A 21426-nucleotide genomic window follows, 5' to 3' on the forward strand; every position below is an offset into this window, starting at 1 on the left:
AAAAAGACGCCGACTGATCGCGGTGCATAGATTAACTAACCCTTAATCCAGCGATAACACAGCCTTAACATTGGCGACCTACTTTTGCGGGCGTTAAAAATGAGCACCAGCTATTGCACACGAAACCTGAACTCCATGCGTATACCGGCATACGGTAGCAGCGTCCCATTTAATTAATCCACCTAAACACCTTCTCTTGAATAACAAGTATCACCAGCCCGGCTGGTGTGTGAAGAAAATGCGCAACCCACAATTTTTAAAACAACGATTAAATTAACAACAAACACAAAATGAATCGATCAATTACAAGATGTATTGCATTGTTCGCCTTGCTTTTTTGCGCCTGCCTCACAGGTTTTGCGCAGGGTAATGAGGCAACAATTATCGGGAGAGTCACCGAAGTACAGGCAGGACCGATCCCGGGCGCGACCGTTCTGGTCAGAAACGAATCTACCGGTTTCCAGGCTGGTACCGTTACCGATGTCAATGGTGATTACGTCATCAAGCAGCTTCCATTGGGCTCACCTTACTCTATCACAGTTTCGTTTGTAGGGTTTGGAGAACAAAAGAAAACGGGATATGCATTGAACCAGGGCGATCAGCTGAGGTTGAACTTCGCAATGGAAAGCAGCGCAAACGAACTGCAGGCTGTGGATATCAAGGCCAATTCGCTGAAAAACACGGTTGTCAGCCTTGGAGCGTCCACTGCTATTACTGCCAAAGACATTACCAAATTGCCGGTAAACGGACGGAATTTCACCTCGCTGATCGAACTTTCGCCATTGAGCAACGGTAACAGCCTTGGCGGTCAGCTGGGATCCTCCACCAACTATACAATTGATGGTATGACTTCACGCAGCACAATCGCTGGTGGTGAAACCGGAGGTACCTACGCCATTTCAATGGAGGCTATCCGTGAATTCAAGGTAGTTACCAATGAATACGACGTTACACTCGGCCGCGCAGGTGGTGGAACGATCAGCACAGTAACCAAATCGGGTACAAATCAATTGACAGGTAGCGTGTTTAACTTCATGCGTGCAGACTGGCTTTCAAGCGGTTATGATTTGAGGGGAAATAAAAGAACGCAGGATTTCTCAACAAATCAATTTGGTTTGTCACTGGGTGGTGCATTGAAAAAAGACAAAGCGCACTTCTTTGTAGCCTGGGACCATCAGGCCGACTCACGTCCCCTTTTTATCGCCAACCTGCAATCTGATGCAGACGTAGCGGCTAACCGCGTAACGCAGGAAACTTTGGATAACTTTTTGGATATAGCAAGATCAAAATACGGTGTTTCCAACAACCCGCAGTTTGGTTCATTTGGTAAGAAAAAAGGTACTGACGCGATTTTTGCAAGAATTGACTGGCAGTTAAATTCCAAAAACCTGCTGACGCTCCGCAATAACCTGATTAAGGAAAACGACAAGCTGTCGGAAGGTGACAACACGAGCATTAATGCATACGAATCCTATATCGACCGTGAGCGTTTTAACAACAGCATCATGGCATCGCTTCGTACGATCGTGAGCCCGAAGTTGACGAACGAATTTAAAGTACAGCACCTTTATCAGTATGAAGCGGTTATCCCAAGCTCGGAGCTTCCTTCTGCCGGTATTCCACGTGCAATTGTTGAAAACATCAACTCCACGTCGGGAACAAACAACTATATCACCGCCATCCAGATTGGTGGTCAGCGTTTCTCACCTGAGTGGTTTAGAGGACAGGTTTACCAGGCGATGAACAATGTGTATTACAACACCGGCAAAATCAACTTCACATTTGGTATTGATGTTATGTTCAACCGCATGAAGTCGGTTTATGGTAGTGAAATGAACGGCCGTTTCTATTTCACTGGTCTTGACAACTTCAACAACCAGACGCCTTACCGTTACGCCCGTGAGATCAATTTGAAGGACGACCCAAGCTCGATCGTCAATTCTCTGGCAACAGGTCTTTATGCACAAATGGATACCAAACTGGCGCGTGGTCTTGAAATGGTGGCTGGTCTGCGTTTGGACAACACCCAATACCTGAACAAAGCGAATTTCAGCCAGGTCGTATTTGATGAGTTGAACCTGCGTACGGATAATAAGATCAATACAACACAATTGCAGCCACGCGTACAATTTACGTGGGATGTAAATGAGCAAAGCAAAGACATTATCCGTTTCGGTGCGGGTATCTTCGGTTCGCAGCTGAACCCGTATTCAATGATCAACAACATGTTGTTTGACGGAACGAAAGTAGCAGCAGTTGAGATCCAGGGTGCATTGGTTCCGAAACCTAACTTCCCGGGTTACCGCGAAGATCCTTCGACTGCACCAGGGGCGGATTTGTTCAATACGCCTGGTATCGAGCGTCTGATCACGATCAACATGAACAATGCCAATGCGAAAATCCCTGTTCTTTACAAAACGAACTTCTCGTATAACCACTTCTTCAGCGACCGTCTGCGTATTGGTGTGAGCGGTTATGCTTCATGGGCGCGCAACAACTATATGTATGTTGACCGCAATATGGTAGAAGATCCATATTTCCGTATTGCAGAAGAAGCCAACCGTGGCGTATACGTTCCGGCTGACAAGATCAATGCTAAAAACGGAGCCACCAACTGGTTGGACAGCCGCAAGACGAAGCAAGTGGGTCGCGTGCTTGAACTGAATAGCATTGGTAAGAAAAACCAGCTTGCATTGGTAATTGACGGTACTTACCGTTATTTCAAAGACGGACAGATTACTTTCTCGTATACCTGGAACGATTCAAAAGACAATACTTCATACAACGGTAACGTAGCAAACACTGCAACGCTTGATTTGATGGTCAATGACGATCCACGCGATCTGAGCCGCATTACTTATGCGAACAACCACTTCCGCAACAAAGTAGTATTCTACGGAACTGCGCCAAGCATCTGGGGCGTAACATTGGGTCTGCGTTACTCAGGTATCGGTGGAACGCGCTATTCGCTGGCCGTTAACGGTAACATGAATGGTGACTTCGTTTCTTCAAACGACCTTCCATACATTTATGACCCAAACAGCCCTGAAACGCCACAAGTTGTTCGCGACGGTATCAATGCTATCCTGAACAATCCGGAAGCTGAGCAAAGCATCAAGGATTATCTGACGAGAGATATGGGGAAAATCGCTGAGCGTAATGGTGGTATCAATGGTTTCTACGGGGTGTTTGATCTGAGATTGGCCAAGAAATTCAATTTCTACAAAAACCATGGTCTGGAAGCATCAGTTGACATTTTCAACGTAGCTAACCTGCTGAACAAAGACTGGGGCGTAGGAACCAACCTAGGCAAGCAAAACCTTTACACCATCAGATCATTCGACGCAACTGCCAAAAGATACGGATACGGCATGAGCAACGGAACCGGTGTTTCCGGCTTAAATGGAAGCCCTTACCAGATCCAGATTGGCTTGCGGTATGCATTTTAATTAAGGGAGGAAAGGGAGGAAGGGAGGATGGAGGAATGGAGAATGGAGACAGGAAAAAATATTTCCTCCTTCCTCCGTTCCTCCTTCCTCCCTTTCCTCCTTCCTCCCCCATTCAATCATTCAATCATTCAATCATTCAATCATTAATGAAAAAACTCCTCACACTTCTCGGCATTGCTATTTCGCTGAATGCAACTGCCCAGGACTCCCACGTGGTACTGATCAGTATCGACGGGCTTCGGCCTGAATTTTATAAAGACCCTAACTGGTCGATGGTGAACTTGCGGCAGGGAATGGAAACCGGCGCTTATTCCGACGGCGTTACCGGCGTTTTCCCGACAGTAACTTACCCTTCGCACACCACGATTATCACCGGAGTGAAGCCCCTCAAACACGGCGTACATTATAATACACCGCCCGAGCCGCTCGAAGTGACCGGAAAATGGATCTGGGATTACAGCACGATCAAAGTACCTACGATTTTCAGCGTTGCAAAAGAAAAAGGTTTGAAGACCGCCTCCGTGTTCTGGCCGGTTTCAGTAGGCAGCCCCGCTACCTACAATATCCCTGAGTATTGGTATTTGCCTGAGAAAAAAGGCGGGGACCGGATTATGATCAAGGCGCTTTCTGAACATGCTTCTCCCAAAGGTTTGTATGAAGAAGTGGAGCAGAATGCGACCGGCAAGATGGAAGAGATTGATTTTAACAGCGATTACCTGAGCGTGGACGAGAATATGTCGCGCATCAGCGCCTACCTGATCCGTAAATACAAACCTTCTTTCCTGGCGGTACATTTGGTAGCGGTTGACCATTTTGAACACGAGCAAGGCCGTGAAGGCGACCAGGTAAGAGCCGCTTTGGCGAGTGTCGACAGAGGCATTAAAACGATCATTGAAGCCACCGAAAAGGCAGGTATCAGAGAAAAAACGACTTTCATCATTACTGGTGATCACGGTTTTGTGGATATCCACACAGCGATCGCACCCAATGTGCTTTTGGCGAAAGCCGGCTTGTACGATCCTGCCAACAAAGCAGCGTGGAAAGCTTATTTTCACGGCTCCGGCGGTTCTGCATTTTTACATTTGAAAGATAAAAATGATACCAAAACGCTGGAAAAAGTAAAGCAGATTCTGAACGATCTGCCGGTGGGTCAAAAGAACTTTTTCGCTGTGAAAGACCGCGCGGCACTGGACGAAGTCGGCGCCGATCCGAATGCGGCACTGGCGCTGGCCCCAAGGCAGGGAATTACCGTCAGCGCAGCTGCTACGGGTGATTTTACGCGTGCTTCGAGTGGCGGTACCCACGGCTTTTTCCCCGATTTCAAGGAAATACAAACTGGTTTTGTTGCTTTTGGAAAAGGGATCAAACCGGGTGCGGTGGTAGCTGAAATGAGCTTACAGGATATTGCCCCACTGGTCGCCAAGCTGCTGAATATCGAATTCCCGACCGCCGACGGCACATTGTATCCGGGCTTACTCACTAATAAATGAGCGGCACTTACTGAAAAACAGGTAATTGTACGCTAGCAAAAAAGCTGTTCGAGTCATAGATTTACGTTTCGCACTATTCCGAATCCGATCTATGACCGAACAGTTTACCTCTAATCCCGCAGGCTGGTTCCACAAGTTCTGCGAAGCCTCTCTCGGCATCCTCGCCGCCACCGTCATTATCCAGATCCCGCTGGACATATTCACGTCGATCTGGGAATATCTCGGTGACTACGATAACTATTACTTCATTATTCAGGCTGTTCTTCCGCTGATCGGCGGAGCGATCTACGCCACGCTGTGGCAGGATCGCGAACGCACGGGCCGCATTAACAGTGGCTGGCACCACGCGATTTTACTTGGAATGCTGCGCTATTGGCTGGCCTACTCTATTTCAGTTTATGGTTTTGCCAAAATCCTCAAAACCCAGCTGCAATCGCCCATTTATCGGCTAGATATGCCCCTCGGAGACCTCAACGGATTTGCATTGACCTGGTATTATTTCGGCTATTCCTACACGCTGGCGGTGATTCTGGGCTTGTTTCAGGTAGGCGGATCAATATTGCTGCTCTTCCGCAGAACGACGCTGATCGGTGTGATGGTACTGTTGCCGGTAATGGTCAATATCGTGTTGATCAACTTATTTTATGATATCGCCGCGGGTGCTTTTTTCAATTCCATTATCTACACAATTGGACTTGTTTACTTGCTTTTCAATGATTTTGAAAAATTAAAAGCGGCATTCTGGGATCTGGTTGAGCGTTTTCCCACGATCGGAGGAAAGAACCAGTGGGCAAAAAATGGATTGCGCTTCCTGGTAATAGCCGCCGCATTTGCGACCATTTACCAATATTTATGGAATGATAAAACCGATAAGATATTGCTGGGAACATGGAAGGTTGAAAAGCTCCTTAAAAACAAACAGCCTGTTGATGAAACTGCCTGGCTTAAAGATTCGACCGCCTGGAATAAGGTCTATTTCGCGAGCTGGAACGGCGCGGCGTTCAGTCCCAATCCTTATCGGTACCTGCCGGCAGAGAGTTTACGTGGTTCGTATGAGTTTGATAGTCTGAAAAATGATATCCAGTTTATTTTTCAAAACCCGGCGCAAAAAGGCGGGAAAGACGATACCCTTCATATTGCAGTGACCAACCGGACGCAAAAATCCATGCACCTGCATTTCGTGATGGCGAGCGATACGATGGATTTGCAGCTGGCGCGGCTGCGATGATCTAATGCTTTTTTTGTTCAAATTGCGGTTGGTACTTTCTCCTCCCTGAGTTCTTTTTATGAAAAAAGCCTTTTTCCTGATCCCTGTTTTCGTTGTAGTTGCATTTCTTGTATACCTCGTTTTCTCGGAAAAGCCCGTTGAAAAAAAATCCCAGGAACCTGCGCCGCCCTACCCTTACCATAGCGAAGACGTCACATTCACGAACAATCAGGCGGATGTCACCCTCTCGGGCACATTGACATTACCCGAAAAAGGAGACAAATTCCCGGTGGTGATCCTGGTTTCCGGCAGCGGGCCGCAGGATCGTAACTCTGAGTTTTGGGGGCACAAACCTTTCCTGGTGATCGCCGATTACCTTACCCGCCAGGGCATAGCAGTTTTGCGCTACGACGATCGTGGGATTGGCAAATCCACCGGAAAGTTTATGGAAGCCACTTCCAACGATTTCGCAACCGATGCAGAAAGTGCGGTCGCCTATCTGAAAACCAGAAAAGAGATCGATGCTGAAAAAATTGGCATTGCGGGACACAGCGACGGAGGGCTGGTAGCCGCAATAGCAGCCTCGCGCTCCAAAGACATTGGTTTTATCATTTCTCTTGCCGGCCCCGGGGCAAGGGGTACCGAGGTGATCTCATTGCAATCCGAGCTGATCGCACGGGCTGGCGGTGCCAGTGAAGACGAAATCGCGGTAATCCGAAAATTGAACGGGAAAACCGTAGAGATACTCACAAAAACGACGGACACGACCCGCCTTCGAACCGAGCTCGCCGCATTTTTCCAAAAAAATATGGATAGCTACCCCGCAAAAGGACTCCCTCCCGGATTTACCAAAGAGCAGCTATTTACAGCACAAGTCAATGCCATGTGCACTCCCTGGTACCAATATATGTTCTCGATCGATCCGGCCGATTTTTTCTCAAAGGTCTCCTGCCCGGTACTGGCACTGAACGGAGCAAAAGACTTGCAGGTAGACGCGCAGCAAAATCTCCCAGTGATTGGAAAAGCCGTAAAAGTCGGCGGCAATGCGAATGTGACAGTTACCGAACTCCCCGGTCTCAACCACTTTTTTCAGAAAAGCAAAACCGGCCACCCCAGCGAATATGCGGGTAATGCAGAAACGTTTTCGCCGGTAGCGCTGGCAGCGATGAGTGACTGGATTAAGGCAGAAGTGCGGTAGGTAATGAAGTCAGCTTTCTTTCAAATACCCTTTCAACAAAGGCAGAATATCTTCTGAACTCGGTCTGGGCGCGTGGGTTTTTAGCATTTTCCCTTCGGCGTCGATCAATATGTATCTCGGAATGCCCCAGAGGTGGTAGTTTTCCCAAATCGCGTCGGGTTGGCCGTCCTGCTTTTGGTGCATGTGGATGCCTGCGGGGACGCTTTTATCGGGTAGTAGTTTTTTCCAGGTATCTATATTCGAATCGGTCGACACGTACAGGAATGCGATTTTGTCATTGCCTTCAAATTCCTTCACCAGCTTTTTGGAATGCGGAAATTCGTCCCGGCACGGCCCGCACCATGTTGCCCATACGTCGACGTAAACGAGCTTTCCTTTGAGGCTGCTCAGCGAAATCGGTTTTCCATCGGCGGTAGTGCCTGTAAAATTCGGCGCAGGTTTCCCCGGCGCGAGGGCCGCCCATTTATCGTAGCTCTTCTGAATCGCTTTCTTATAAAGTGCATTGCGCCCGGTTTTCTGGTAGTTCGCCCACAGCGAATTCACCTCTTCAGACAGTCCGTTAGTTCTAAACCAGTCATTGATATTCGCAGCTTTTAAATGCTCTTCCAGCGGCGGGATAAAGTTTTTCGATTCAATTTCCCTACTCGAAAATGTCGGGTGACTTATCTCTGGGCCATCGGTTTTGGAGCTGTGCGTTTCCTCGTCTGCCGGCCAGATGATTCCGGATTGAAGGTAGGTCAACAAAAGCAGACCGTATTTATAGCTATTGGCAGCCAATGATAGCGAATCCTGCGGCAGATCCGCCATCATTTTTTTTAGAGTTTCCGACATACCGAGATCTTCCATATCATAGCCGAAATTGGCAGTCACGTAACTCTGCGTGTATGAATAGAGAATAATGCGGTTGTTCGCCTCCATGATCTGCAAAATCTCCGGCTTTACCTTATTGTCTTTTTTGAGATCAGCGAAATGTCGTGCCATTTGTTTTTCCAGAGAATCCCTCTTTGATAGAAATGCGTCCAGCTTCATCTTCTCAAATACTCTGTAATCGAAAACCTCGTAATTCCCGTAAGTTGAATTTACCTTTTGCAAATATTGATTGATAATCGCTCCTTCGCCGCTGTATGTTACAGATCGCTTAGTTTTGCCCTTCATAGTTGTTACCATCAGATTGTCTCCCGGACTTATGAAAAGCGGAACAAGACTTTTTTTCTGATCTACATATACGAAAACGGGGTGGTCGACTGACAGCTCAAATTCACCCGTTCCCGTACTATCAAACTTAGCTTTCGTCAGCACAACCTCATCCAGGTTCAGTATATTGAATGTAATCAGTTCCAGCTCCAAATTTGCCGCACTATCAAGCTTTGCGACGATTGTAACCCTATTCAAGTCTTTCTTTTCACAACCTGACAGACCGAGATAAAGCAGTAAACTGAGAACGCTAATTTTGAAAAGATGTAACATCGCGAAGGAACTTTTGTGATAAAAAGGGATCGATATCAACTTCATATACTTTGCATAAGTCTGTATTGATGCAAGTATCCTTTTATTTACTAAAAAAAATGCTGCATTCAGGACGAATGCAGCATGATACATAACTTACTAAGAATGCGCTAATTACTTTTTCAAAGCCTTCCGCACAGCCGGCGCGACTTTGTCACCCAACAGCTCGATAGATTTCATAAGCAACTTATGATTTGGGCCACCCACGTCGGTATGGAGCAGGAAGCGCGTTAATCCGAACATCTCCTGGTTTTGCAATATCTTGTCTGTGACCTGATTTGGGTCACCCACAAACAAGGCACCTTCCAGGCTGCGACCGCCTTCAAATTGCCCCCTGGTATACGGCGCCCAGCCGCGGCTGCTGCCTACACGGTCCATTTGTCCTGCGTAACTCGCAAAATATTCATCGGCAAGTGCAGTACCATTTTCGCCTACCAATCCGTGCGAATGCGTCGCCAGCTGCATTTTCGCAGGATCGTGACCGGCATTGATATATTCAGTTTTATAAAGATCAAAAAACGGCTTGAACTGGGCCGGCATACCACCGATGATCGCGATAATAAGCGGAAAACCCATTTTAGCAGCGCGCACAACCGACTGCGGCGTACCACCGACGGCGATCCAGATATCCATTCGCCCATTGACGGGCCTCGGCAAAACCTGCTGACTATCCAGCGCAGCGCGGTATTTCCCTTTCCAGCTGATCGTTTCCGTCTCGTTGATCTGTTTCAGCAGTTCCAGTTTTTCGGTAAATAACCCGTTGTAATCGTTCAGATCATAACCAAAAAGGGGAAACGATTCGATGAAGCTCCCCCGCCCTACCGTAATCTCGGCACGACCGTTTGAAAGCAGATCTACCGTTGAAAAATTCTGATAAACGCGTACGGGATCATTTGAGCTTAATACTGTGACAGAACTCGTCAGCTTGATATTTTTGGTTACTGATGCGGCGGCAGCCAGGATAATTTCCGGACTCGAAACCGCATATTCAGCACGGTGATGTTCGCCGATCCCGAATACATCCAGCCCGACTTCATCAGCCAGTTTTACTTCTTCCAGCAAATCCTGTAACCTTTCGTGAGGGGATTGAAATGCCCGGGCCGCCTTATCAAAAGACAAATCCCCGAACATACTGATACCTATTTCCATGATATTGTTTTGGTCAACTTTTCCTACTTAAGGAAAGGGATTTTGGCGGTTAGAAGTTCAAAAGTGAGGGGTTTGGGGGTTTGGGGGTTTGGGGGTTTGAAAGATAATCCTCGCAATCTAACTTCCAATTCCTGCCTTCAAATAGTCCGGAACGACAGATCGTCCATCTCGTCTTGTCTTAAATATTATCTAATATAAATTATTACCAAATTGGCAAAGATTTCACATAAAATTATGCGACTTGCTTTGCTAGGCATCCAATATTCTATTGAAGACTCTTCAAGATGATTATTTTAGTTAGTGAACAAGTTAATTACCAAAAATTGGTAACTTAGTTTGACAAATCACTAGCGTTAAAATGGGCAAAAACACATCGATATCAATAGGCCAGCACTTTGATTCCTTTATCCAGAATCAAATAGATACTGGCCGATATAGCTCGACCAGCGAAGTGGTACGGGCGGGACTAAGGCTGTTAGAGGAGGAAGAGCAAAAGCTTAAATTATTAAGACAGGCCCTTATTGACGGAGAAGAAAGCGGCTGGGTCGAAAACTTCGATCCATCGGAATTCTTGGCTAAATTAAAGTCTAGCAATAGCGAATGATTAAATACAAACTTACCAAACTTGCGGAGAATGATCTTTGGAGAATTTGGCAATACACCTTGCATGAATGGTCAGTGAATCAGGCTGAAAAGTATGTGGAGGGCTTAATATCCAGTTTTATGGCGATCGGAGATGGTAAGATAAAGGGCAACTCGATCGACTTGATTCGTAAAGGTTACAAGAAAACTATTTACGGTAAACACAATATATTCTTTCGGATTCTGGCCACGGGCGTTGTCGAAATCACCAGAATTCTTCATGTAAGTATGGATATAAAAAAGAACCTTTAGCTTAAATGCACATACAACTACCTGAACGTGGTCTGCATTTAATGCCCCCCCCCTCCCATGCAACGGACATCATTTAGCAAAAAATGGCTGCTTGGCTTTGCGCTGGCGCTGGTTTATATTCCGTTGCGGACTTACATGAACGTGCCGGAGGATGTTTGGGCTACGGTCCTGCGGAAGCTGCCGCTTTTCTGTATGGAGATCGTGATCAGTACCGTGTTTTATACCAGCTGGATCTACCTGGTCGATTGGGGATTGCGCCGGATCGATGCGTGGACAGGCAGCAGCGGATCAGCAGAATTTAAGTTATCAAACCAGCTTATTGCACTCGTACCGGCCATTTTGCTGGCGATCGTGTTCGACAAGATCCTGAGCGAAACGTGGGGTTTAATGAATGGCCTCTGGACGCATACACCCAGACTTGAATTCGGTAGCAGGCTGACTCCCATGGTCCGTGCATTTTGGAGAAGAGCGAATGAGGTGCTGACCATTCTGGCATTGATCGCGGCGTATTACCTGTGCGTAAGCGATCAGATACAGGAGCGATTAAAGAAGGTACAACTCAATTCAGAACGGCTTGAAAAAGAGAATATTAACGCTCGTTTCATGGTCCTGAAAAATCAGATCAGCCCGCATTTTCTTTTCAATAACCTGAGCGTACTTTCTTCGCTGGTAGAGTCCGGATCGGAGAAATCGAGTGAATTTATCCAACAACTTTCACAGGCCTACCGTTATATTCTCGAACAGGCGGAGCTGCATCAGATCAGCCTGCAAGAGGAGATCCGATTTTTGGAAACTTATACCTATTTGCTCAGGATGCGGTTTAAGGACAAAATTGTAATGGACTTACAGCTTTTGCCGGACGATCTGCAACGATATTCGGTGATCCCGCTCACGTTGCAGCTGCTGATTGAAAATGCGGTGAAGCATAATACCATGTCCGCCGCTAATCCGCTGCTGATCAGCGTTTCCATAGATTCAGGTTGGCTGGTAGTCAGTAATCCGTTACAGCTTCGGAAACTGAGTGAACCTACAACCGGGCTGGGCCTGAAAAATATTGTAAACAGGTACCGGTTATTGCTTGACAAACAAGTTGTGATCGAAAAAAATAGTACGCATTTTGTCGTAAAAATCCCTCTCATAGCATGAAAGTACTGATCATTGAGGACGAGGAACTGAGTGCGGAAAGGCTGGAAAACCTGCTTCTCGGCATTGACAGGGATATTCACGTGCTGGCTATTATACCCTCGGTTTTTGAAACAATTACTTATTTTCAAAACCCCACCAACATCCAGCCCGACCTCATTTTTCTGGATATTCACCTCGAAGACGACAACGGTTTCCGCATTGTAGAGAGCCTGAACCTGATGATCCCGATCATTTTCACGACTGCATTCGACGATTATATGCTGAAAGCTTTCAAAACACACAGCATTGACTACCTGCTGAAACCGATCAATCCGCTGGAATTGCAGGCTTCTATATTGAAGTTCAGGAAATTAAATATACCTGCCGATCCGAAAATGAGTGTTCCGGCAAACGAGATTTCGGTTGAGAAATACAAGGATCGGTTTCTGGTTACGGCCGGCTCGCGGATATTTACATTCAAAACGTCAGAAATCGCCTATTTCACGATCGAGGAGCGGGCAACATTCCTGCGGCTTTTCGACGGCCGCCATTTTGCGGTGGAATATAGTCTGGAAAAATTGACGCAGTTATTAGACCCCGCTGACTTTTTCCGCGTTAACCGCACATTCCTGATCTCGATCAACGCGATTAAAGATATTCATGCGATTTCCGCAGGAAAGCTGAAAATTGAGCTGGCCCCCGCCGCTTCGCAGGAAGTTTTCGTCAGCTCGGAGCGCATTACAGAGTTTAAAATCTGGCTTGGGCGCTGAAAAACTGTTCCAGTTCTGCATTAGAAATGCCCGTTTCAGTGCCGGAAAAAGGGCTTTCCGACATTTACAATTTCAACTGATAGGAGGATTGAGGAATTTGAGGTAAACAAAAATTCACTCGAAATGTCCGCGGTCAGGTTTAGTGTGCATAAAAAATTCCACCTCCTCCAAAGCAAAACCAGTATTTGGGAGGCGAGTCCGGAAGAGCTGCGGCATTACCGGCTGATATTCATCCTGTCTGGCAACGGACAATTTGTGCTCGACGGAAAAATAGCTGCGTATGCCAAATCAGGATTGATTTTGCTGAAACCAGATCAGCAACCGGTTTTTCAGGAAGACCGCGGTACCGAGATTTTTGTGATCGCATTCCATACTTTCCTGGCAGACGATTTTCAGAAAAAGAAAGCATTTGACCCAGATTTTGCGGACACTTACAAGCAGGCCGAAAATCTTTGCAACAATACCAGGCTCACCCAGGGAAGGCCCCTCCCCAACGAGCGCGACGGCCAGACGATCGCTTACCTGATCAACCAGATCGCATTTGAAATCAGCCAGAAACAATCTTCGCACGTGAAACTGATTAAAGGTAGTATCGACCTGATCATCACGATTCTGGCGCGGAATAACTTTGAAACCAAGAAAAACGAAGAAAAATCGTCACAGCAGGTGCTCACCGAACGCATGATCGAATACCTGAAAAGCGAGCTGCAACAGAACAAAACCATTCGTATTCCAGAACTGCTTTTGCACTTCAATACGTCCGAGGAGGTTGCCAATCTTTGCATGATGAACAGTACCGGGATGTCGCTGCGCAATTTTATCATTAAATACAAAGCTGACCTCTTCAAAAGCCGCATGCTGAAAGTAGATGTGGGAGAAATTTCGTCTTTTGTCAAAAATCACCTGACAACCTAACCCCTGAGACCACATCAATGAGTATTCATACCAATAGGAGAGATTTTGTTAAAATGGCCGGGCTAGGTGCGCTCGGCTTTTCTATTCTGCCATCACTTTATGGAAAAGTTGCCGCCAGTGACCGCGTCCGCGTGGCGCATATCGGGCTGGGCGGAATGGGAAATAACCACATGAAATGGTTTGCCAACCTGCCGGAAGTCGAGATCGTGGCGCTTTGCGACGTCGATGAGCTGCACCTGGGCGAGACCAAGCAACGATTGCTCGAAATGCAGCCGAATGCAAAAGTAGATACTTACGGCGACTTCCGCCGGATACTGGAACGTAAGGATATTGATGCAATAACGGTGGCCACGCCGGACCACTGGCACGCGCAGATCGCCGCACTGGCGTTTCAGGCTGGCAAGGATGTGTACGGCGAAAAACCGCTTTCCTACAATTTGGGTGAGGGTAAAATGATGTTAAAGAACCTGGAAAAATACGAGCGGGTATTTCAAATGGGCAACCAGATCCATGCAGGGGACAATTTCCACCGGGTGGTAGAGATCATTAAGTCCGGCGCGATCGGCAAGGTCAGTACCGTGCGGCTGTGGAAAACTGCGAATGCAAAAGATATCGGCTCGCCCGTGGCGCAGGCTGTACCCAAGACGCTGGACTGGGATATGTGGCTTGGCCCCGCGCCTTTTACCGAATACATTCCCGAAAAATGTCACTTCACATACCGCTATTTTCTTGACTATTCGGGAGGCGAATTTGCTGATTTCTGGTGTCACATTGCCGACGTGGTCTATTCCTCGCTCGCGCCGCAGGGGCTTAAAAAGATCAATGCACACGGCGAAGCTTTTAGCGGAATAGCGGACGCGCCGAAGATCCTGAATGTGGATTACGAATTTGAAAACTTGAAAATATTATGGACCATGGCACCGCCTAATGTGCCGGGAGCCGCAGGAACGGGCATAGGCGCCTATTTCGAGGGAGACAGGGGCACGCTCATTTGCGATTATAACACCCGGTCGATCACGATCAATGGCGAAACGATGACCGATATTGCAACCATCCCGATCACAAATCCAAGGTCGCCGGGACATCAGCAAAATTTTATAGATTCTGTCAAATCCAGGAAACAGCCTGAGTCCAACCTCGTTTACGCACGAGAAATGACGATACCGATGCATTTGGGGCTGATCTCCTACCGGCTTAAACGGGAACTTACCTGGAATGCGGAGAAGGAAAAGTTTGTCGGCGACAAAGAGGCAAACCGATTGCTTTCGCGGAAGCCGCGTAAAAAGTGGGATCTGGCGTAAATATGAAAAGTAAGTAAAGCGGGGCTATCTGACCAGGGATTTGAAGAGGTCGTAATAGCCCCGCACCATTTTTTCCCAACCAAAATTTTCAATTGTATACTGCCTGAATGCGGCTTTGTGCTCGTTTGGCTGCGTGCTGGCGATCACTTCATTGATACGCTCCGCCCAGATTTTTGCATTTCCCGACGGAAGCAGATACCCATTTTTTCCATCCTGGATCGCGTCGGGGATTCCGTCAATATCAGCTGCGAAAACAGTTGCACCGGCCATAACAGCTTCCAGACATACCAAACCAAAACCCTCCATATCGCCTGCTACCTTGATATTTGGCATAATAAAGGCGGCCGACTGCGATAGTAACAACTGCACTTCGGTCGTGGGTAATCTTTTCAAATGCTTCACACGCTCCGCGACTTCGGGCTCTTGAAACAATTGCCGCAAAGGCGCATTATCAGTAGGAAAACCAAGGAAAAGTGAAATTTTTCCGGCTGGCTTTTTAGGCAAACGGGAAAGCAATCTTTCTGTACCGCCCGCGACAGGTTCGTATGCACCGACTAAAAGCACGAGAAAATTCCCTTTCAATAACGGGACCACATTTTCAATAAACCACGACATTCCTTTTCGCCTGACTGGCCGGCCCAATGCCAGCAATATCCGCTCGCCACGGTAGTCAATACCATGATTAGCAAGCATTTCGGTCAACGTAATCGGACTTTTGGCTATTTCAATCCTGGTATCAACGCCATTTGGAATTACTACTATTTTATTTTTATCAATCCCCAAACGCTGCGCCTCGGAGGCGGTCGCGCGGCTCACGGCGATCAGCTTATCGAAACGGTTGAAGCGGGGAAGGATGAATTTGTGATAGATCTTACTCGGAAAAACCACGTCGAGCCCGTGCAGGGTTGCAGTACGTTTCAGGTGATTATATCCTTTGTGGCGGGAGCAAAATGCGGCGATCAGGCCGTCGTTGAAATGGATGATACTGATGCCGGGATTGTCGGCGCAGGTTCGCAGTATTCTCTTTTTCAGTAATAAAAAGTAGCTCACTGTGCTTTCATTCCCGTCAAAAACAATGCGGTGCACTTTGCAATGCCGCTCCATTCCGGTGATCAGCTCGTAGCTCTGCTTTTCCATTCCGCCTACTGCCGGGGGATATTTATGGCTGACAAATAATATCTCCATACCGATCAGGATATCGCTTTTTTAGTGCGGGCAAACAATGCGTAAAACAATGCGCCCATTAATATCCAGAACAGCTGACGCGTGCGCCTCAATGCCGAAACTGAGATCCATAAAGTAGCACTTGTAATACCTATCACTGCGAGCATGAGCTTGTTACCTATTTCTTCCACGCCAATTTGCCCCGGCACAAATGCACCCGCGGACTTGACGAGCACGACGCCCATATCGAGCAAAAGTCCGTGCATGAGCGTCACATCATAACCCAGCAATTTGAGGATTATATAAAATTCCACAGATCCGATCAGCCAGTGAAGCAGGAAGCAAATGAATGCAAAAACGAGTTCACGCGGATGTTTTAAGGCAAATTGATAAAGCGCAATTCGCAGTTCCCGTATCTTGCCACTCACTTTTTGCAGCCGGCTTTGTGTAGAACTTGTCTCAGTTGCTGCCTCCAATTTCCCCGCCTTTTTAACCCAAAAAAAACAAAAACCAGCCAGCAGCAATATCGCCGCCACCATTACTGCGAGCAACCCAGGCGGCAGCAACCCAGCGCCCGGTCCGCTGCCCGAAACCAGCCAGATCATCGCTGCAACCAGTAATACCAGCTGACTTAATATCATCAAAAACCGGTAAATGATCACGGAAGTCAAGGCAGGTTGCTGGTCAATTCCGTAGGGTTTTAACAGAAAAACCTTGAACATATCCCCACCGGCGACACTCGCAGGATTGAATGCGCCGACAGATTCACTGATGTGCCTGACAACAAAGATCTTTGCGTGTGAAATGTGTTTTTTTGATTCGCCCAGACAAAACCACCACCCTATCGCACCAAACCAGTAGGCAACGAACGTACTGACAATCACCCAGATAAACCCTGCACCTGCATTTTGCAAAGCACTTTTCACCTCCGCAAGATCGGTGTGCCGGATAAATTGAAATAACAGGATCAGGATACTTAGTACCAGGATGATCTTGAAAATACGAATATGAGCGGGACTAATTTTCAAGTTCTAGTTTTTCGATGGGTGCGGTCAACGCGATCAGGTCGCTAAAATAAACCCTGGCGAGTTCATCCCAATCATAACTCTGGCTGTATTGAACAGCATTTTGACTCAATCTTGCCTGCAAAGAAGGATTTTCTATGACTTCCCTGATTTTTTCAACGTAGGCCGCCGCTTCGTACGGACTGCATTTGTACCCATTTTCACCTTCTTCAATAAAGTCCCGGCTACCGCCACCGTCGGCTACGACAGGTACCAATCCCGACGCCATTGCTTCCAGAACTACATTTCCGAAAGTTTCGGACACGGAGGGGAATACGAAAACAGAAGCCGATGCATATAAAACCGAAAGCTGCTCGTGACCTAGTCGCCCCGGAAAAATAGCACCGGGCATACGCGCCTCGCAATCTTTCCTGGCAACTCCGTCTCCAACTACGATGAAATTATAGGAAAGCCCCCCGGACCGGACCAGCTCATAAATCGAGATCAGCGTTTCGAGGTTTTTTTCCCAAACCAGCCTGCTGGCGAAAAGAATGGTGGGTTTGGTGTTTCCCGTGAGGGTTTGCAGATAATTTTCGTCCTTTTTACCGGGAGAAAAAAGTCCCGTATCCATGCCTCGCTTCCATATCTTCATGTTCTTTGGTGACATTCCTGCCTCAACCAATTCTTTTGCAATACTGGTTGAAGGAATGTAAACTTTGTCACACTGGTCATAAAATTCGTTCTGATACTTTCTGGTGAGGCTTTCGACCGGTTTGATCAGAAACGGCAGGTATTTGAGATAATAGGCAATGTAACTGACGAAATGCGTGTGGTAAATGCTGGTTACGGGCAACGATTTGTTGCGCGCATATTTGAGCGCAAAATGCCCTAGAAACGACGGAGTAGCAATATGTACAAGATCAGGAGCAAAATGATCAAGTTTTTCCCACGTTCCTTCCGGCGCGCGGCCGGGCATTCCGATCACGTAATTTCTATTAAATGGAATCCGCAGAGATGGAATTTTCAGGCAATCAAAACCAAAAATCTGGTCAGGGCCGCTGGCGCAGATGAAGAGGAATTCGAATCTTTCGTGGTCGATCCTTTCAAAAAGCTGGAACATGGTCCGCGCTGCTCCGTCAAAATCGGCAATCAGGATCTCTGCGAAAAAGGCAACCTTAACTTTCCTCATTTCCTTGCTTTAATCTGCTAATGTAGCTCCCGGAGATTTCCTGCGGGTTAAATTTTTGTTAACATTACGTCAACTCAATTTCCGTTCCTAATTAGCCGCGCTTAGTTTTTCGAGCAAATGTTCCCCAAGCGGAGACAACGTGTAGCCAGGCTCGTGACTGATCGTCAAGCCCAGGTTTTTGAGCTTTCGTACATTCAGTTTCAGCCATTCTTTTTCTTTTTTTGCTTTGATTGCAAGGTCAGCGGCGCTCAGCATCGGGTTTTCCTGAATTGCTTTGAGGATTTTGATCGTCCATTTACCCTGGTTACTGCCAATGTCGAGGCGTCTCAGCTTTTCAACCAGATCATCAAATTCCTCATCGTTAACCTCTACTGGTTCCTTCATTGCTAATGCCGGATCTACCGAAATATAGCGCACTTCCATTTTATAGATCGTCCCCTCACTGATTTTGTCTAGCAGGGATAACAGTCTGTTCACATCAGAAAAACCCGCCTGGTTTGCTTCCTGTTCGGAAATGTCGTCCCTTTTATATTCACTTAGTGAAGAAATTTCAATGATTCCGACAGAGGTTTGAATGCGGCTGCCGGCACTTACGTCCGCTTTTTTCCATTTCCGGAAAGCGAGTGAAATTTTGCCGGACCTGATACCTTCGAGATGATTTACTGTAAATAGCATTTGTTGAGAATTTTGGATACAAAAAAAGGGAATAAATCGACCAATCCATCAAACAAAAATCTCTTTAATCCTTCACATTAAAATGAGATTAAAAGTGAATTAAATTTTTTTGGGCTGTTTTAATCGTATCGTGCTGTTTCGACGTATATCGAGTCGAAACTATTTCACATTTCAATAAGCAGCTTATGAAAATTCTCAACCTACCAGTTAAGCAGGTACTCCTTGCCGCTTCGTTCATGTTCGCATTCGCGCTCGTTTCCTGCGAAGACCACCGCGTACCGCCGACAGAGCAAACATTGCCGGACCGTATTTTCTACGCATTATCCGACAATAACCAGCTTCACGAAATCAACATCAAAAACACAGCAAGCCCGCTACGCTCTTTCGCAGTGACCGGATTGCAAAGTGACGAAGTACTGGCGGGAATCGATTTCCGCCCGGCGACGGGTCAGTTGTATGCGATCAGCTCGCTGAGCAATTTATATCACGTCAATATCAAAACTGGCGATCAGGAAGGAAAAGCGACACGGATCGGAATGGACCCTATTGCTACCAAATTGAACGGATCAAGCATTGGTTTTGACTTTAACCCAACCGTTGACAAAATCCGTGTGGTGAGCAATACAGGACAAAACCTGCGCCTGAACCCCGAAACCGGCGCTGTATTGATGGGCGATTCTCCGTTGAATGGGCCAGCCAGTCCGAAAGTGGGCGCGGTAGCTTATACCAATAGCAGAGCCGGTGTAACTGCCGCTCCTGGCGTGGGAACTACACTTTACGACATTGATGCTGAGGCAAATATGCTTTACATTCAAAACCCACCAAATCCCGGCGCATTGGTTCCGGTAGGTTCGTTAGGTTTGGATATCACCGAAGTAGGCGGATTTGATATTTCGCCGGACATGAATGCAGCCGATGTATTCCCGATCGCTTCTGTGAAATTCGAAAACAAATGGGAGCTTGATTTTGTAGACCTGAAAACGGGTAAGCTTCAAAAATTGGGTGACCTGCCGGCTGGCGTAAATATCACTGGTATTGCAATTCCTGCAATGCCTGTTGCTTATGCGCTGGACGCTGCCAACAACCTGAAAATTTTCAATCCGACGAATGGAAATGAGTATGGAACAAAGGTGATTGGCGGTCTGCCAGGCGGCGTGATGCTGGAAGGAATTGATATCAGACCGGCAAACGGCAGGTTGTATGCTTTGGGTAATGACAGCAAGATTTACGGAGTTGACCTTGGAAGTGGCGCTGCGATGGAAGTTGCTGCATTGAAAACAGGCGATGGTCCGTTGCTGATCGACGGAATGCATTTCGGAGTTGACTTCAATCCCGCAGCCGACAGACTTCGTGTGGTAAGTGACAAAGGACAGAATCTGCGTATCGATGTCGGTACGGGAATGACGATGATAGATACACCTTTGAAAAATTCAGACGCAACTCCTTTTGTAACTGCGGTTGCTTATACCAACAGCTACCCGGGCGTAGTTGCAGCAAATACGACGCTATTCGATATTGACAGTCAATCCAATATGATCTTCAAGCAAATTCCACCAAATAATGGTACGCTTGCCGATGGCAAAAGCCTGGGCATTGACGTGGCCGCAGGAATTGGCTTCGATATCGGCAATTTTACTGGTGTTGGTTATGCGATTTTCACGGTTGGCGGTTCAACCAGCTTCTATACAGTCGACCTGGCTTCGGGTGCGACGCAAATGAAATACAGTTTTAGCACGCCTGTGAAGGGGCTTGCGACAGGTTTTGGTTTGTAAGTTCGGTTTTGAGCAAACAGGCGGTCAGACGTTTTCTGGCCGCCTGTTTTTTTTGTGACAGCCAGGCATGGTTGTTTTTTACTCTCAAAAAACAAAAACTTCCCGCTATGCATCTTTTCCATCTGCTTCCTTTTGCGTTGCTTTTGTCCACTATCCAGCTTTCGGCGCAAAGCAAAAGTGATAGCATTCCGAAATATGTGAAGGTACCGGCGGGCTTTGTAATGGTGCTGCGCCAGGGCGATAATGTTTTTAAAGAAATTGAAAACATGGCTACGAAAGAGCAGATACCTTCCGCCAACTTTACTGGAATGGGTTTCGTGAGCGCCAAATTCGGGTTCTTCAATTTTAAAACAAAAGAGTACGATCCGAAGAATTTTAAGGATGTGGAGCTGGCTTCGATGCAGGGTTCCATTGCGTGGCAAAATGGCAAACCTTCGCTGCACTGTCACGGCGTGGTGACGGGGAAAGATTTCAAAGCCTATGGCGGACATTTACTGGAAGCAACCGTGGGTACAGGCTCCGTCGAGATAATGATCACCGTTCATGACAAGCAATTCCAGCGGCTTATGGAAGAGCCGCCGGGCGCCAATGTACTGAATATCAAAGAATAGTAGCCAG

18 protein-coding genes are annotated in these 21426 nt (G+C 47.1%); 12 read left to right on the top strand and 6 right to left on the bottom strand.

The window, feature by feature from the left end; all coding sequences use genetic code 11:
* Window positions 1–290 precede the first annotated feature (290 nt).
* The 4 genes from KOD92_RS04245 (at window position 291) to KOD92_RS04260 (ending at window position 7344) form a co-directional block, all read left to right on the top strand.
* Entirely contained in the window at window positions 291–3449 is a 3159-nt protein-coding gene (locus tag KOD92_RS04245) for a TonB-dependent receptor (protein ID WP_215232258.1), read from the top strand.
* A gap of 146 nt (window positions 3450–3595) precedes the next feature.
* Window positions 3596–4939, top strand: a complete 1344-nt coding sequence (locus KOD92_RS04250) for an alkaline phosphatase family protein (protein WP_229254514.1) — start codon at window positions 3596–3598, stop codon at window positions 4937–4939.
* A 91-nt stretch (window positions 4940–5030) separates the two neighbouring features.
* Window positions 5031–6167 (top strand): hypothetical protein, encoded by a 1137-nt coding sequence (locus KOD92_RS04255; RefSeq protein ID WP_215232259.1) that lies wholly within the window; start codon window positions 5031–5033, stop codon window positions 6165–6167.
* Between the two features lie 58 nt (window positions 6168–6225).
* A complete protein-coding gene (locus KOD92_RS04260; protein ID WP_215232260.1) occupies window positions 6226–7344 on the top strand; it encodes an alpha/beta hydrolase family protein in 1119 nt (372 codons plus the stop codon).
* Between the two features lie 9 nt (window positions 7345–7353).
* On the opposite strand, the gene KOD92_RS04265 is transcribed toward KOD92_RS04260, so the two are convergent.
* The gene (locus KOD92_RS04265) at window positions 7354–8811 is read right to left on the bottom strand and encodes a TlpA family protein disulfide reductase (RefSeq protein ID WP_215232261.1); all 1458 of its coding nucleotides are present in this window, start codon (window positions 8809–8811) and stop codon (window positions 7354–7356) included.
* 153 nt (window positions 8812–8964) lie between these two features.
* Complete coding sequence (locus KOD92_RS04270) at window positions 8965–9999, bottom strand: LLM class flavin-dependent oxidoreductase (RefSeq protein WP_215232262.1); 1035 nt, start codon at window positions 9997–9999, stop codon at window positions 8965–8967.
* Window positions 10000–10357: 358 nt separating this feature from the next.
* Between KOD92_RS04270 and KOD92_RS04275 the strand changes: the two genes are divergently transcribed.
* The 6 genes from KOD92_RS04275 to KOD92_RS04300 all read left to right on the top strand — a co-directional run bounded on the left by KOD92_RS04275 (window position 10358) and on the right by KOD92_RS04300 (window position 15004).
* Window positions 10358–10603, top strand: coding sequence for a type II toxin-antitoxin system ParD family antitoxin (locus KOD92_RS04275; protein WP_215232263.1), 246 nt, complete (start codon window positions 10358–10360; stop codon window positions 10601–10603).
* On the top strand, window positions 10600–10893 hold the full coding sequence (locus KOD92_RS04280; protein ID WP_215232264.1) for a type II toxin-antitoxin system RelE/ParE family toxin: 294 nt from the start codon (window positions 10600–10602) through the stop codon (window positions 10891–10893). Before KOD92_RS04275 ends, KOD92_RS04280 begins: the two co-directional genes overlap by 4 nt.
* 57 nt (window positions 10894–10950) lie before the next feature.
* Entirely contained in the window at window positions 10951–12039 is a 1089-nt protein-coding gene (locus KOD92_RS04285; RefSeq protein ID WP_215232265.1) for a sensor histidine kinase, read from the top strand.
* A complete protein-coding gene (locus KOD92_RS04290; protein ID WP_215232266.1) occupies window positions 12036–12788 on the top strand; it encodes a LytR/AlgR family response regulator transcription factor in 753 nt (250 codons plus the stop codon). Before KOD92_RS04285 ends, KOD92_RS04290 begins: the two co-directional genes overlap by 4 nt.
* Window positions 12789–12911: 123 nt before the next feature.
* Entirely contained in the window at window positions 12912–13703 is a 792-nt protein-coding gene (locus tag KOD92_RS04295) for a hypothetical protein (RefSeq protein WP_215232267.1), read from the top strand.
* Between the two features lie 17 nt (window positions 13704–13720).
* On the top strand, window positions 13721–15004 hold the full coding sequence (locus tag KOD92_RS04300; protein WP_215232268.1) for a Gfo/Idh/MocA family protein: 1284 nt from the start codon (window positions 13721–13723) through the stop codon (window positions 15002–15004).
* A 24-nt stretch (window positions 15005–15028) separates the two neighbouring features.
* Here the strand turns inward: KOD92_RS04300 and KOD92_RS04305 are convergent, their stop codons facing one another.
* From KOD92_RS04305 to KOD92_RS04320, 4 genes are all read right to left on the bottom strand, one after another.
* On the bottom strand, window positions 15029–16189 hold the full coding sequence (locus tag KOD92_RS04305) for a glycosyltransferase family 4 protein (RefSeq protein WP_215232269.1): 1161 nt from the start codon (window positions 16187–16189) through the stop codon (window positions 15029–15031).
* A gap of 5 nt (window positions 16190–16194) precedes the next feature.
* Window positions 16195–17196 (bottom strand): lysylphosphatidylglycerol synthase transmembrane domain-containing protein, encoded by a 1002-nt coding sequence (locus KOD92_RS04310; protein WP_215232270.1) that lies wholly within the window; start codon window positions 17194–17196, stop codon window positions 16195–16197.
* A complete protein-coding gene (locus KOD92_RS04315) occupies window positions 17186–18361 on the bottom strand; it encodes a glycosyltransferase family 4 protein (RefSeq protein ID WP_215232271.1) in 1176 nt (391 codons plus the stop codon). The genes KOD92_RS04310 and KOD92_RS04315 overlap by 11 nt, the downstream gene beginning before the upstream one ends.
* Window positions 18362–18448: 87 nt before the next feature.
* Window positions 18449–19036 (bottom strand): hypothetical protein, encoded by a 588-nt coding sequence (locus KOD92_RS04320; protein WP_215232272.1) that lies wholly within the window; start codon window positions 19034–19036, stop codon window positions 18449–18451.
* A gap of 185 nt (window positions 19037–19221) precedes the next feature.
* Between KOD92_RS04320 and KOD92_RS04325 the strand changes: the two genes are divergently transcribed.
* Together KOD92_RS04325 and KOD92_RS04330 are read left to right on the top strand one after the other, a co-directional pair.
* The gene (locus KOD92_RS04325) at window positions 19222–20808 is read left to right on the top strand and encodes a DUF4394 domain-containing protein (protein ID WP_215232273.1); all 1587 of its coding nucleotides are present in this window, start codon (window positions 19222–19224) and stop codon (window positions 20806–20808) included.
* A gap of 107 nt (window positions 20809–20915) precedes the next feature.
* Entirely contained in the window at window positions 20916–21419 is a 504-nt protein-coding gene (locus tag KOD92_RS04330; RefSeq protein WP_215232274.1) for a PPC domain-containing DNA-binding protein, read from the top strand.
* The last annotated feature ends 7 nt before the right edge of the window (window positions 21420–21426 follow it).

The sequence above is a fragment of the Dyadobacter linearis genome (genome assembly GCF_907165045.1).
Taxonomy (GTDB): domain Bacteria; phylum Bacteroidota; class Bacteroidia; order Cytophagales; family Spirosomataceae; genus Dyadobacter; species Dyadobacter linearis.